We start from the raw sequence: 13,822 nt of genomic DNA, 5'->3' as shown, positions 1-13,822 counted from the left end.
CCTCTACTTGAGACTTCGCCGTACGAACTTAAGGGTTCGTTACACGAACTCCCTGAACGTAAATATTTACCGAGTCAACGGCAAGTCCAACGGTCTTCTCTAGCGTGTATTTAACCTTTGATTGAACGTTATGGGCAACCTCGGAAATTTTCGTTCCATAGCTGACAATAATATACATATCAATATGTACTTCTTCATTTTCTTGACGAACAATAACTCCACGAGTGAAATTTTCTTTACGTAATATTTCTGTAAAACCGTCTTTAATTTGATTCTTAGAAGCCATGCCGATAATTCCATAACAATCGATGGCTGCTCCTCCAGCAATGGTGGCGATTACTTCAGTTGAAATATCAATTTGTCCGTACTTGGTCATTAATTCGATGGACATGAATCGTTCCCCCTTTTGGAAATTGCTACTTGACTAAAGACATTTTACTATAGTCAAGGATATTTTGAAAGTCATACTTTCCCCCTATTATTAGTGTCCGAAAATAAAACCAATGTCAAGGATATTTTCTTGAAAGCTTTATTAATCACTATTGCATTCAACTTAGTTGTATGATAAATTATTAAAGTATCTTTAGACAATAACCTAAATGCTGTATAAAGCTTTTGTAATAAGGAGGGAATCAGTATGCCACGTAAATGTGTTATAACTGGAAAGAAAACAACAACTGGTAACACACGTTCTCACGCTATGAACGCTAACAAGCGTACATGGGGTGCTAACCTACAAAAAGTACGTATTCTTGTTGATGGAAAGCCTAAACGAGTTTGGGTTTCAGCAAGAGCGTTAAAATCCGGTAAAGTAGAACGCGTATAAAATGGCGGGCATCCTATAGTAGGATGTCCTTTATTTTTATTCTTCCCATCTGCATGAAAAATAAAAAGCACCTATATTAGGTGCCAAAAATAATTTAAATGAATTTAGTCATCTTATTTTTTATTAGTTAATTCTTCTTAAATGCTCCAATCATCGCGCGGACAAGTCCACCTAAAAATTTCGGCAGTTTAATTGTATAAAACTTCATAATGTCCCTCCTCACCATCTCACACATCTAGCTTTTCTCGTACGCCCTTATTATTTTATTCCAACGAACGAAATCAGTACCTTATGATAAAGCCTATTAATCATCACTTCTTATCACTAATAATATGCCTTCGGAAAATGAAAAAGTACCATAATCACTAATAAGTTCATTACTAATACATAGTGTCGAGCCAATCGAAATATACCTGCCTGTTAGTGGAAACTTGAAGCCTTCTAGTGTTAGGTTAGTAACTACAAGGGTTATAGGGATAAAAGAAACATATTTTTTAGAATCCTTTTCGACTCTATAAGTCCCTGGGCCTTTGATAAATAAAAGATTCTGTTTATCCATGATGAAGATTGGAATAGACTTTTTCTCTAAGTATGGTTTTATCATTAATTGAACATTTGCAAAATGGTGATCCTGTCTTCCTCCGGTAGCACCAAAAATAAGGATTTCAGCAGGGCCTTGTTCAAGTGCCCAATTCAAGGCAAGTTCCATGTCAGTTTCATCTTTCTCAGGTTTAAAACGTTGCATTTGATGAACTTTGTTCTCAATCAAATGAAGTTCTTTTTCCGAAACTGAATCAAAGTCACCGAAGGCGATTGCCGGCTTAATCCCCCTTTGAAGTAAATAGAAAACTCCCCGGTCCACCCCAACCCACATGGCCCCTTCTTTTGCATATTGAGTTAATTCTGGCAGGAGTGCTTCTGGTCCTCCCGCCACTATATTAATTTTCATTCATGTACCTCCAGACTACACAAAAAGCCGAGCTTTACGCCGGCTTCTACAGTTTTAACCTCTTATTAAAGCTATTGCTTCTTGGTAATTAGGCTGATTATAGACAGCAGAGCCAGCAACAAGTACATTTGCACCGGCCTCAATGCACTGCTTTGCTGTTTCTGAGTTAACACCGCCATCAATTTCGATTTCAATATTAAGTCCTTTTTCCTCAGCCATTTGCTTTACTTTCCTAATTTTATTTAAAGTCTCTGGAATGAATTTTTGCCCGCCGAAACCTGGATTCACTGACATTAATAACACCATATCAATGTCATCAATTACATGCTGAATCGACTCCACAGGTGTAGCAGGATTAAGTACAACTCCTGCCTTTATTCCAAATGATTTAATATGATGGATGGTCCGGTGCAAATGCCTGCAAGCCTCTACATGGACAGTAATATAGTCTGCCCCAGCATTAGCAAAAGCTTCAATATATTGATCCGGTTTTTCAATCATCAGATGAACGTCTAGCGGTAGCTGTGTAATTGGACGGATCGCCTCAACAATAAGCGGGCCAATTGTAATATTTGGCACGAATTGGCCATCCATTACATCTATATGTATATAGTCCGCCCCGGCTTCTTCAACCGCTTGAATCTCTTCTCCCAGCCTCGCAAAGTCAGCTGAAAGGATCGAGGGTGCAATTTTAACCATCTTAGTACCTCGGCTTTCTATCTTTTATTTCCTGTAAAAATTCAACGTAATGTTCATAGCGGTATTTAGTAATTCCCGCTGATTCAACACCCGTCTTGACCGCACACTTCGGCTCACTTATATGTAAGCAGCCTCGGAATTTGCAGTTTTCACTCTGCCTAGCGATTTCAGGGAAACAAGAATTTAAATCTTCTGCTTCTATATTGGTAAATTCCAGCGAGCTAAAGCCTGGTGTATCAGCGATTAACCCATTACCGATACCGATTAACTCAACGTGTCGAGTAGTATGCTTTCCTCTCCCTAAATGGGTGGAGATATCATTTGTTTTAAGTTCCAAGTCGGGTCTTAAAACATTTAACAGCGAAGATTTGCCTACTCCTGATTGTCCAGCAAATACAGAGATTTTATCATCTACATGAGGTGTTAAAGCTTGAATTCCCATTTCTGTTTCTGAAGACGTGAGGATCACTTCATATCCCACTTCTCGGTATTGGTCAGCGTATTCTTTAATTGCTTGTATTTGTTCCTTATCCGCTAAGTCTATTTTCGTAATACAAATAAGCGGTTGTATATGGTTAAATTCAACTAGTACAAGAAATCGGTCTAAGAGCACTGTGCTAAAATCAGGTTCAACTGCCGAAAATACTAAAATTGCTTGATCAACGTTAGCGATTGGTGGACGGATCAATTCATTCTTTCTGTCCTTTACCTCCATGATATACCCTTCACGGTCATTTTCCGCTTGATAAACGACTTCATCGCCCACTAGTGGTGTAATTTTATTCTTTCGGAATACACCTCTTCCACGGCATTGAACAAGTCCTCCTTCGTTGAGTACATAATAAAAACCGCTTAGTGCTTTTACAATTTTCCCTTCAGGCATAGCCACACTCCTTGATTTATTATTCTGAATCTGGATATGGTACTGATTGTTCTTCAACAACCTTGTTGTCCCTGACTATTTTATAACCTGCTTTTTTCCCATAAGGAACCAAAAGCTCAAGCTTAATTTTTGTTCTAGCTGTTATTGGAAAGGTCTCTGCAGGATCGAAGATTGTTCGATTCAGGTCATCAATATAGATGACAACTACTTGTTCTTGACCAGGTTCCTCTGGTTCGTACTCAATTGTAACATCTACACTCACAGGTTTAGGTTGTTTCACTTCTTTGCCTTTTGAAATGACGACTGAAATCTTATCACCTTTTTTCATTTCCGTTCCTGGTGCTGGTGATTGAGAAATAATGTTTTCTGCAGGGATCGTATCATGATAATTCTCCTCAGAAGTTTCAAGACTTAAACCAACAGAATCGACATAATCCTGTGCACCTTTAATACTGTATTGTGTCAAATCCTTAAGAATGATTTTTTCTGGCCCTTTACTTATTTCAAACTCTAAGACTGTTTCCTCTGGGACCACTTTTTCTCCACCCGCAGGTTTTTGACTTAGAATGGTACCTGGTTCGCTATCATTATGGACTTCTTTGATCTTTATATCCTTAAAGTATTTATTATCCAAGAAACTGACTATATCCTTATAATTTCGGGAAACATAATCAGGCAATTCATATAAAACTTTCCCAGTACTTATGTAGATGGTAACGGGTGCATTTTCTTTCACCATATTTCCTGCTTCTGGGTTTGTTTTAATTACCATGCCTTCTTCCACTTCATCGTCGGTTATCTCTATTTGCTCGCCAACCTGCAGCCCGCTGGCTTCCAATTTAGAGATTGCTTCCTCTAATTCCATTTTGCTTACATCAGGAATTTCTACTTCCTTAGCAGACAGCATCCCCGGCAGCATAGCAAAGAAAACACCTAGTAATGTTAAAAGCAGTAAAGTTGTAATGAATATAATAGGCCATTTTTTACGTTTTTTTGGTTCTTTTTCTTTTTTGGGTGCTTCATATCCATTCTTGTGACTGTGTACTAATGTCTCATCTAGATTTTGAAGCGGACGATCATTTGTGATAATGGGAATTGCTTTTGTAGCCTCATCGTCAACAGGAATAACAAATTTGGGCTCGTTTGACCGATCAACATCAAGTGCTGTACGTAAATCTTCTTCCATTTCTTCTACGGTATTATATCGATGAAAAGAATCCTTGGCCGTTGCTTTTATGACAATATTTTCAACACTCTGTGGAATATTAGGATTCCACCTTCTTACAGATGGTGTTTCTGATTGTAAATGTTTTAAGGCAATAGAAACCGCGGACTCACCAGAAAAAGGCAGTCTGCCCGTTAATAGTTCAAACATTACAATTCCAATAGAATAAATATCTGACTTCCGATTTGCCATTCCACCGCGTGCCTGCTCAGGTGACAAATAATGGACAGACCCAAGGACAGAATTAGTCTGAGTAATGCTAGTAGCACTGAGTGCCATTGCAATACCAAAATCCGTTACTTTAACGGTTCCAAAACGGTCAATTAAAATGTTATGTGGTTTAATATCCCGATGGATAATTTGATTTTGATGGGCATGAGATATAGCGGAAGTCAACTGTTCCATAATTTCGATCGCCGCTTCAACCCTTAAAGGTGAATTCTGCTGTATGTATTGTTTCAATGTTTGACCATCTACATGTTCCATGACAATATAATATAGTTCATTTTCCTCGCCAACATCATAGATATTAACAATATTCGGGTGAGCAAGACTGGTTGCGGATTGTGCTTCTCGGCGAAACCTGCGAATAAATTCCTCATCATTAGCAAAATCAAGGCGAAGCATTTTAACGGCAACATCACGGTCAAGAATCATGTCATGGGCTAAGTAAACATTGGCCATACCGCCTCCGCCAATCATCTCCAAAATTTTATAGCGACCGCTTAATTTTTTACCGATTAACATTATAAATCACCCTCACTGCTCTCAGAAAACTCCACAATCACCAATGTAATGTTATCTTCTCCACCATTTTCGTTAGCGCGAGAGATAAATGTCCCTGCTTTTCTCTCTAATAACTCTTCGGTTTGTAAAATCCCCATCATTTCTTGTTCACTTATTTTATTTGAAAGGCCATCTGAACATAATAAGAGAATGTCCCCTTCCTCAAAAATAATAGTTCTAATATCCATTTCAACTGTTTTTTCGGTACCTAGGGCTCTTAGTAGTACATTCTTGCGAGGATGGTGCTCGGCATCTTCTCTTGATATTTGTCCTGACCTCACAAGCTCATTAACAAGAGAATGATCTTCTGTTACCTGTTTAAAACCAGATTCATTTAACAGATAGCATCTGCTATCTCCAATATGAGCAATCGTAACAAACCGGTTCGTACTTATGGCAGCTACGATTGTTGTCCCCATTCCATCACACTCAGAATGACTCATTGCATGGTCTAAAAGCATGCTATTAACGCTTGTAATATGTTCTTTAAGCCAAGCTTCTGCCTCATCTGCTGTTATAATTCCATTAGCAGCTTCCCATTTTTGTTTCAGCTGTGAGATTGTCATTTTACTCGCTACGTCTCCAGCACGGTGCCCGCCCATACCATCTGCTACAATGGCTAGGCGATTACCGTCCCGATTTACAAATATTCCGCCGGCGTCCTCGTTATGAAGCCGGACCTTTCCTTGATCTGTCATGAAAACTGCTTTCATAAATTTACCTCGTCTCCTCTTTCCGCTCCTTTGCACGAAGTTGTCCACATGCTGCATCAATATCAGAACCGTGCTCTCGGCGAATGGTTACATTTATCCCACGCTTTTTCAATGTCTTTTCAAAAGCAAAAATCTTATCTTTTGGAGTTCGCACATAATCTCTCTCAGGTACATAATTAACAGGGATTAAGTTCACATGGCACTTAATACCCTTTAACAAAGTAGCTAATTCCTCGGCATGTTCCTCTGAATCGTTAACACCACCAAAAAGACCATATTCAAAGCTAACACGACGGCCTGTCTTATCGATATAATACCTTACAGATTTCATTAAGTCATCAAGTTTATAGGCCCTATTAATCGGCATTAAGCGTGAGCGGATTTCCGTATTTGGGGCATGAAGGGAAATCGCAAAATTAATTTGCATATCCTCATCAGCGAACTGATATATTTTCGGAACAATCCCGCTAGTTGATACAGTGATATGTCGTGCACCAATATTAAGAGCTTTCTCATGATTGATAATCTTTAAAAAGGATAACATATTGTCATAATTATCAAATGGTTCTCCTATCCCCATAATGACAACAGAGCTTACCCGTTCATCTGTCTCATCAAGTTCCTGCTGGACAGCCACCACCTGAGAAACGATTTCTCCTGCCTCTAAATGTCGTTTAAGTCCACCAAGTGTTGATGCACAGAAGGTACAGCCAATGCGGCAGCCCACTTGTGTAGTGACACAAACAGAATTCCCATAATCATGACGCATTAATACGGTTTCAATCGAGTAACCATCGTGAAGTTCGAATAAAAACTTAATGGTTCCATCTGCCGACTGTTGTTTAATAACTGTTTTTAAAGTAGTAAGTTGAAAGCCTTCAGAGAGTTTATCTCTTAAGGTTTTAGACAGGTTGCTCATGTCCTCAAATGAAGACACACGCTTTTTATAAAGCCAATCAAAGATTTGCTCAGCTCGAAATGGTTTTTCTCCATTTTCAGATAGCCAATCCTTTAAATGGTGAAGCTCCAGGGAATATATAGATGTTTTTTTCGTATCCATCGTTGTCTTTTTCTCAGTTGTATTTAATTGTTCCAACTGTTACACCTTCTTTCTTAAAACTGCTATAAAGAAACCGTCAGAGCCAAAGTCCTGGGGGAATATTTGTAAATAACCGTCTTTGACCATGGGTTGTATTGCTTCTGGCATTCGTGATGTAAAGGTATCATCCTGTTCAAATTGAGGGTGCTCCTGTAAAAACCACTTTACTGTATGTTCATTTTCCTCTTTATCTACTGTACACGTACTATAGACAAGAATGCCACCTTTTTTCACTAATGACGATACAGAATCTAATAGGGACTTTTGAATTGTACTTAATTGATATATATCCTTCTCCTGCTTGGTGTATTTCATGTCAGGTTTTCTCCTCATGACACCAAGGCCCGAGCACGGGGCATCCAGCAGCACTCTTTGAAAAGACTCCTCATCAAAATGATTCCCTAAAGTTCTTGAATCCATTGCCATTGTTTTGATATTTCCAAGACCTAAACGCGATGCTTGATCATTTATCAATTTGACCTTATGTTCATGCAAGTCTATCGAATAGATGACACCGGTTAACTTCATACTTTCAGCAATATGTGTAGTCTTGCCTCCTGGAGCAGCACATGCATCGAGAATCTTTTCATTTTCCTTGGCACCCAGCGCATAAGCAACGAGCATAGAGCTTTCATCTTGGATGGTAATTAAACCTTTTGTATACGCTCTAGAATGTGCTAGGTTTCCTCGATAAGACCTTATGGCTTCTGGAATAATAGAGCTCCTTTCAACTTGGAAACCCTCTTCTTCAAGATCCTCGATACATTCACGAAGGCTGGTTTTTGTAAGGTTCACCCTAGCTGTTTGCAATGGTGCAGTTAAATTAACTTCGCACATCTCTTGGGTTGTTTCAAAACCGAATTGATTAACCCATCTTTCAACTAACCACTTGGGATGGCTGGTTTCAATTGCTAATCTTTCTATTGGGTCTGTAATGTCAGCTAAAGACGGCAGGCCTTGTCTTTGAATACTTCTTAGGACCCCGTTAACCATTCCAGCAATTCCCTTGTGTCCACGCTTCTTAGCTATTTCAACTGCTTCATGGACGGCTGCTCGTTCGGGGATTTTATCAAGGTACTCCATTTGATAGAGCGTTAACCTCAGTAAATGTTTTACCCAGTTTTCTAATTTCTTTTGGTTATTGATGAATGGATCTAAAAAGAAATCAAGCGCCATTTTTCGCTGTAAAGTTCCATAGGTTAATTCTGTCAATAAACCTATATCTTTCGGCGAAACCTTATTTTTCTCAATCGCACTATTAAGCAATAAATTACTATAAGACTGATTTTTGTCAATTGTAACAAGGAGGTCCATTGCTACTTCTCGTACTGTTTTTCTAGTTGAAGTCATGTTTAATCTCCTATTTTGCTGCCCACTGTTAGTTTTGAGCCTGCTCCTCTTATGAACTCTTCACTTTTCATTCTAGTTTTACCCGATGGCTGCAGCTCCGTTATCTTGATGGCAGTATTATCTCCAGTGCTGATTAGTAACCCAGCAGGATCAATACTTAATATTTTTCCAGGAGTTTCGGCAGTATTACTAAGGACTTTTTCAGAGTTCCAGACTTTTAGGACCTTACCTTCTAATGACGTAAAGGCTACTGGCCAAGGATTTAAACCTCTAATATGGTTGTAGATTTCCTCACCTGTTTTTGTCCAGTCTATTTTCTCCTGCTCTCTTTTAATATTGAAAGCAAAGGTTGCTTCTAATTCGTTTTGAGGGATGGGGGTAACGTTCCCTTCAAGTAACTTAGGCAGGGTTTCTGATAATAAAGCAGAACCAGCCTTGCTAAGTTTGGTGTGCAATGTACCTACATTATCCTCTTCTGTAATTTCTACCTCCACCTGGGTCAATATATCTCCTGCATCCAGCTTTTCCACCATATACATAATTGAAATACCAGTCTTCTTTTTACCTTGGATGATTGCATAATGTATTGGAGCACCGCCCCTGAGTTCTGGTAATAGTGATGCATGTACATTAATACATCCAAGTGGTGGTGCTTCTAATAATTCCTTCGGGAGAATTTGCCCAAATGCGGCCGTAATAATCAAATCAGGCTTTAAGGCAAGTATTTTATCTAACTCCTCCCGTTGACGGATCTTTTCTGGTTGAAAAACGGGAATTTCATTCTTGAGTGCCTCTACCTTGACTGGAGGGGGAGTTAACACCTTTTTTCTTCCAACTGGCCTGTCTGGCTGAGTAACTACCCCAATCACCTCATAGCCATCATTAATAATCTGTCTTAAAACAGGCACGGAAAAATCGGGTGTACCCATAAAAATGATTTTTGTCATTCACTTTCTACTCCTTTTAACTCATCTTCCTCTAGATAACGTAATACCTTTGTGGTAAACAATACTCCATCTAAGTGGTCAATCTCATGTTGAACAGCTCTTGCCAAAAAACCTTCAGCCTCAAGCGTATATTTTTGCCCTTTTCGATCGTAGGCTTCAATTAAAACATAATTGGGTCTTTTAACTTCTCCAAAAAGGTCTGGAAAACTCAAGCATCCCTCTGGGCCTATTTGTTCTCCAGCGGTTTTCAATATTTTTGGGTTAATCATTTCAATTGTTCCGGTTTCATCATCAATGTCAACGATCGCAATTCTTTCGTTTAAACCGATTTGTGGTGCTGCCAATCCGACTCCATCGTACTCGATCATCGTATCGTACATATCATTAAGGACTTTTACAAGTCTTTTATTAAACTTTTCTACTGGTTTACTGGTTTTCTCGAGTACCTCTGCAGGGTATGTTACTATCTGTTTTACTGCCAAGTTGGTTCCTCCATTTTTGCTCTCTTTTTATTTGAGCGCCTATACATTTATTTTGTTTTTTAACTAATTAACTTTCTTATCATTATACATTTTCACCCAAAAATGATGAAGATAACCTATACATCAACGATTTTAGGACGTTACATTAAAATATACGGGTTTACATCAATACTGACTTGTAAACCACTTTTTGCATCGACTTGGTATTGGTCAAGGATTGTTCTTAGTGTATCAAAAAGCCCTGGTTCTCGTTTATATTTGATTAAGCATTGGTATCGATAGCGGTTATTTATGCGCGGGATAGGTGAAGCGGCAGGACCGAGAATGACTGATTGGTTCGAACTTCTTGACCTAATAAATGCTGCAATCTTTTCAGTTTCTGAAACTACCGTCATTAACTGCTCATGACTAACCGTGACGAGTGCCAAATAGTAGAACGGAGGATAATGATGGAGTTTTCGCACCATCATTTCCTGTTGATAGAAGTGCCCGTAATCCTGTTGGCCCGCGAGGACGATACTATAATGTTCTGGAGTATAGGTTTGAATGATTACCTCTCCTGGCAACTGGTGTCGTCCAGCCCTGCCGCTTACTTGAGTTAACAGTTGAAATGTTTTTTCAGAAGCACGGAAATCTGGCAAATGGAGCATCGTATCTGCAGAAAGGACACCAACAAGAGTAATATTAGGAAAATCTAAGCCCTTTGCAATCATTTGTGTCCCTAACAGAATATCGGCCTTGCCTTCCTGAAATTCCTTTAATAATCTTTCATGCGATCCCTTTCGTCCAGTCGTATCTACGTCCATTCGAATAACTCTTGCTTCAGGCAGAATCTTCCCTAATTCATCCTCAACTTTTTGAGTTCCTGTTCCGAAGTACCGAATATATTCGCTCGCACATTCTGGGCAATTCTTAGGGACTTTGCTTTCATAGCCGCAATAATGACACTTCATTTGCTCATTAACACGATGGTAGGTAAGTGAGATCTCACAATTAGGACAATTCATCACATAGCCGCAATCTCTGCACATGACAAAGGACGAATGTCCTCGTTTGTTTAAAAATAAAACAGACTGTTCTTTTTTCTCTAGTCTTTCTTTCAGCATTTCAAGCAGTTTTCGTGAAAACATCGAACGGTTACCTTCTCTTAATTCTTCACGCATGTCAATGATTTCAACGGCTGGCAATGCCTGTTTATTCACCCTGCTTGGCAGTGTTAAAAGCTGATATACACCTTTTTGAGCTCTCGCAAAGGTCTCAAGTGAGGGAGTAGCACTCCCGAGAACTACGGGACAATTGTGCTTCTTAGCCCGTTCAATGGCAACATCTCTTGCATGGTACCTCGGCATTTCCTCTTGTTTATAACTCGTCTCATGTTCTTCATCAATAATGATAATCCCGAGCTTTTCAAACGGAGCAAAAATGGCTGACCTTGCGCCAACAACTACTTTTACTTCCTTACGTTGTATTTTCCGCCATTCATCATACTTTTCGCCAGCAGAAAGGCCACTGTGCAGAACGGCTACTAAATTTCCAAACCTTCCCTTAAACCGGTTCACCATCTGTGGTGTCAGTGCAATTTCGGGAACAAGGACAATAGCTTCACCACCCTGTTCAATTACATCCTGTATGGATTGAAGGTAAATTTCCGTTTTACCGCTGCCTGTTACGCCATAAAGGAGGAAAACATCATGTTGTTTATTCTCCACGGACTGAAGAACAGGAATAATCGCTTGCTGCTGATGGTCCGATAATGGTATTGGCATGGTACGCTCAAAGGTCCTATCAGCATACGGATCACGGTAGACTTCTAACTCAATCTCATTCAGAAGTTTTTTTTCAACAAGAGCTTTGACGGTTGCTTGTGATATGTTTAGGCCTGCAAGAAGGGTCCTTAGTTCTACCTTTTCATGGTTTTCAACGAAGTATCTTAATACTTCCTTTTGCTTTTCGGCTCTCTGTGGTAATTTGTTCAACTCTTCTTCAATAGCTGCCGCTGATTTAAGCGGATGAATAAACTTTAAGAGTTTTTTATTTACCTTCCCTTTTACCTCGTACATGACTTCAAGATTGCCTTTAGCTGCCTCTCGTTGAAGAATAGGAACAATCCCGTTCCTAAGTGCATCTTCCCAATGAATCGTTCCACTTTTGTCGAATAGTTGCTGTAGGGTTTGTGGTAAAACGTCTATCCCTTTCTCTTCTGCAAGCTTAACCTTTTTTTCATATTTAGCTTTAAGGGCTGCTGGAAGCATCACCTGGAAGGCAGATATTTTGAAGCATAACGTATGTTCAGTCAACCATGATCCCAGTTCGAGCAGTTCCTGGTTTAGAACTGGCTCAAGGTCCATAGGCTCACTAATTTCTCGGAGTTTGTTAAAATCAGAGTTCTCTTTTACAGCTATTACGAAGCCTTGAATTTTCCTGGGACCAAAAGGGACAATCACTCTCATTCCTGGTTGAATGGTTTCTTCCAAATCCGGAGGGATTAAATAATCAAAACTCTTATCTGTTTGTTTGGCAGGAACATCGACAATCACACTAGCAATTTTCATTTACTCTTCCAATTCCTTTTTTAATGAGGAGATTTCTTCAATAATTTTATCTGCTACAGCCTGTTTTGACATCAGCGGCAACTCTAACTTAGGACCATTACGTTTAAAGATGGTTACAATATTCGTATCTGTACCAAAACCAGCCCCTTTTTCCTTAACATTATTTGCAACAATCATGTCAGCATTTTTAGCAAACAGTTTTTTTTGTGCATATTCTTCAATATGATCTGTTTCCGCGGCAAAGCCTACAAGAATTTGTTCCTTCTTCATTTGGCCGAGTGTATATAAAATATCCTTCGTTCGCTCAAGTTCAATTACCTTATTACCCGGCTGTTTCTTAACCTTATGTTCGAAGGTTTCCTTCGGACGGTAATCGGCAACTGCCGCTGTTTTTATTACGATATCTGCAGCATCAAAATTGCTCACGACTGCATTATACATTTCCTCTGCACTTTCAACGTTGATTACATTTACCCCAGAAGGTGCTTTAATATTTACCGGACCTGAGATTAACAAAACCTCAGCCCCACCTTTCTTAGCTGCTTCTGCCAAGCAATAGCCCATTTTTCCTGTTGAATGATTAGAAATAAATCTCACTGGATCGATTTTTTCTCTTGTTGGGCCTGCAGTGATGACAACTGTTTTACCTTTAAGGCTTAATTTATTTTCTAATTGAAAATATTGACTTATTAACTCGACGATTCTTTCTGGTTCCTCAAGGCGCCCTTTTCCTACATATCCGCAAGCAAGATAGCCTTCACTTGGTTCAATAAATTGATAATCGTAAGCTGCAAGGACGGAAACATTTTTTTTAACCGCAGGGTGATCATACATGTGTACATTCATGGCAGGAGCAATCCAGACGGGTGCAGTTGCAGCTAAAAGTGTTGTAGTAATCATGTTATCCGCTATGCCATTAGCAAGTTTTCCGATTGTATTAGCTGTTGCTGGGGCGACTAAGATTAAATCAGCCCAGTCGGCCAGATCTATATGGGCAATGACACTTGCATTTTTCTCTTCGAATGTATCCATATGTACTTCATTCCGTGATAAGGCCTGGAAGGTTAATGGGGAAACAAATTTAGCAGCAGAATCACTTAGGATGACCTTTACTTTCGCACCTGCCTGTACAAGTTTACTGGTTAAGGCAGCCGCTTTATAGACAGCAATTCCACCTGTTACACATAATAAGATTTTTTTATTCATGGATATCCCCCATTTTTCTACACGTTTATTCTTTATTATGCTAGAATGAGCTCAACTTTTCACCTTTTTCATCTGAATTCTACAAATTTCCCTATCTGGGACTAG

At 39.3% G+C, this 13,822-nt stretch carries 14 protein-coding genes; 1 reads left to right on the top strand and 13 read right to left on the bottom strand.

The genetic code is table 11. The annotated features are described in order from the left end of the window. Positions 1-28 precede the first annotated feature (28 nt). Positions 29-391, bottom strand: a complete 363-nt coding sequence (locus BTR25_RS01450; protein ID WP_075685411.1) for an Asp23/Gls24 family envelope stress response protein — start codon at positions 389-391, stop codon at positions 29-31. Positions 392-637: 246 nt separating this feature from the next. On the opposite strand from BTR25_RS01450, the gene rpmB reads away from it, so the two are divergent. Next, the gene (rpmB, locus tag BTR25_RS01445) at positions 638-826 is read left to right on the top strand and encodes a 50S ribosomal protein L28 (protein ID WP_075685409.1); all 189 of its coding nucleotides are present in this window, start codon (positions 638-640) and stop codon (positions 824-826) included. Between the two features lie 127 nt (positions 827-953). Here the strand turns inward: rpmB and spoVM are convergent, their stop codons facing one another. From spoVM to coaBC, 12 genes are all read right to left on the bottom strand, one after another. Then, the gene (spoVM, locus tag BTR25_RS01440; protein WP_075685407.1) at positions 954-1,034 is read right to left on the bottom strand and encodes a stage V sporulation protein SpoVM; all 81 of its coding nucleotides are present in this window, start codon (positions 1,032-1,034) and stop codon (positions 954-956) included. A gap of 96 nt (positions 1,035-1,130) precedes the next feature. Continuing rightward, positions 1,131-1,775, bottom strand: coding sequence for a thiamine diphosphokinase (locus tag BTR25_RS01435; RefSeq protein ID WP_075685405.1), 645 nt, complete (start codon positions 1,773-1,775; stop codon positions 1,131-1,133). 54 nt (positions 1,776-1,829) lie between these two features. Next, entirely contained in the window at positions 1,830-2,474 is a 645-nt protein-coding gene (gene rpe, locus BTR25_RS01430) for a ribulose-phosphate 3-epimerase (protein WP_075685404.1), read from the bottom strand. Between the two features lies 1 nt (position 2,475). Then, complete coding sequence (gene rsgA / locus BTR25_RS01425; RefSeq protein WP_075685402.1) at positions 2,476-3,357, bottom strand: ribosome small subunit-dependent GTPase A; 882 nt, start codon at positions 3,355-3,357, stop codon at positions 2,476-2,478. Between the two features lie 19 nt (positions 3,358-3,376). After that, on the bottom strand, positions 3,377-5,329 hold the full coding sequence (pknB, locus tag BTR25_RS01420) for a Stk1 family PASTA domain-containing Ser/Thr kinase (RefSeq protein WP_075685400.1): 1,953 nt from the start codon (positions 5,327-5,329) through the stop codon (positions 3,377-3,379). Continuing rightward, positions 5,329-6,081 carry a Stp1/IreP family PP2C-type Ser/Thr phosphatase gene (locus BTR25_RS01415; protein WP_075685399.1) on the bottom strand — a complete coding sequence of 251 codons (753 nt, stop codon included), beginning with the start codon at positions 6,079-6,081 and terminating at the stop codon, positions 5,329-5,331. The genes pknB and BTR25_RS01415 overlap by 1 nt, the downstream gene beginning before the upstream one ends. 4 nt (positions 6,082-6,085) lie before the next feature. Next, a complete protein-coding gene (gene rlmN, locus BTR25_RS01410; RefSeq protein WP_075685397.1) occupies positions 6,086-7,177 on the bottom strand; it encodes a dual-specificity RNA methyltransferase RlmN in 1,092 nt (363 codons plus the stop codon). A 3-nt stretch (positions 7,178-7,180) separates the two neighbouring features. After that, positions 7,181-8,530, bottom strand: a complete 1,350-nt coding sequence (gene rsmB, locus BTR25_RS01405; RefSeq protein ID WP_075685395.1) for a 16S rRNA (cytosine(967)-C(5))-methyltransferase RsmB — start codon at positions 8,528-8,530, stop codon at positions 7,181-7,183. 2 nt (positions 8,531-8,532) lie between these two features. Next, the gene (gene fmt, locus BTR25_RS01400) at positions 8,533-9,477 is read right to left on the bottom strand and encodes a methionyl-tRNA formyltransferase (RefSeq protein WP_075685393.1); all 945 of its coding nucleotides are present in this window, start codon (positions 9,475-9,477) and stop codon (positions 8,533-8,535) included. Next, complete coding sequence (gene def, locus BTR25_RS01395) at positions 9,474-9,959, bottom strand: peptide deformylase (protein WP_075685391.1); 486 nt, start codon at positions 9,957-9,959, stop codon at positions 9,474-9,476. The genes fmt and def overlap by 4 nt, the downstream gene beginning before the upstream one ends. A gap of 140 nt (positions 9,960-10,099) precedes the next feature. After that, on the bottom strand, positions 10,100-12,511 hold the full coding sequence (gene priA, locus BTR25_RS01390; protein ID WP_075685389.1) for a primosomal protein N': 2,412 nt from the start codon (positions 12,509-12,511) through the stop codon (positions 10,100-10,102). Continuing rightward, on the bottom strand, positions 12,512-13,717 hold the full coding sequence (gene coaBC / locus BTR25_RS01385) for a bifunctional phosphopantothenoylcysteine decarboxylase/phosphopantothenate--cysteine ligase CoaBC (protein ID WP_075685387.1): 1,206 nt from the start codon (positions 13,715-13,717) through the stop codon (positions 12,512-12,514). It abuts the gene before it with no gap. Positions 13,718-13,822: the final 105 nt, after the last annotated feature.

Source organism: Bacillus sp. MRMR6 (assembly GCF_001940785.1).
Classification (GTDB): Bacteria; Bacillota; Bacilli; order Bacillales; family Cytobacillaceae; genus Neobacillus.
The sequence above is the reverse complement of the archived record's forward strand: the minus strand, read 5'-3'. Positions and strand labels throughout refer to the sequence as shown.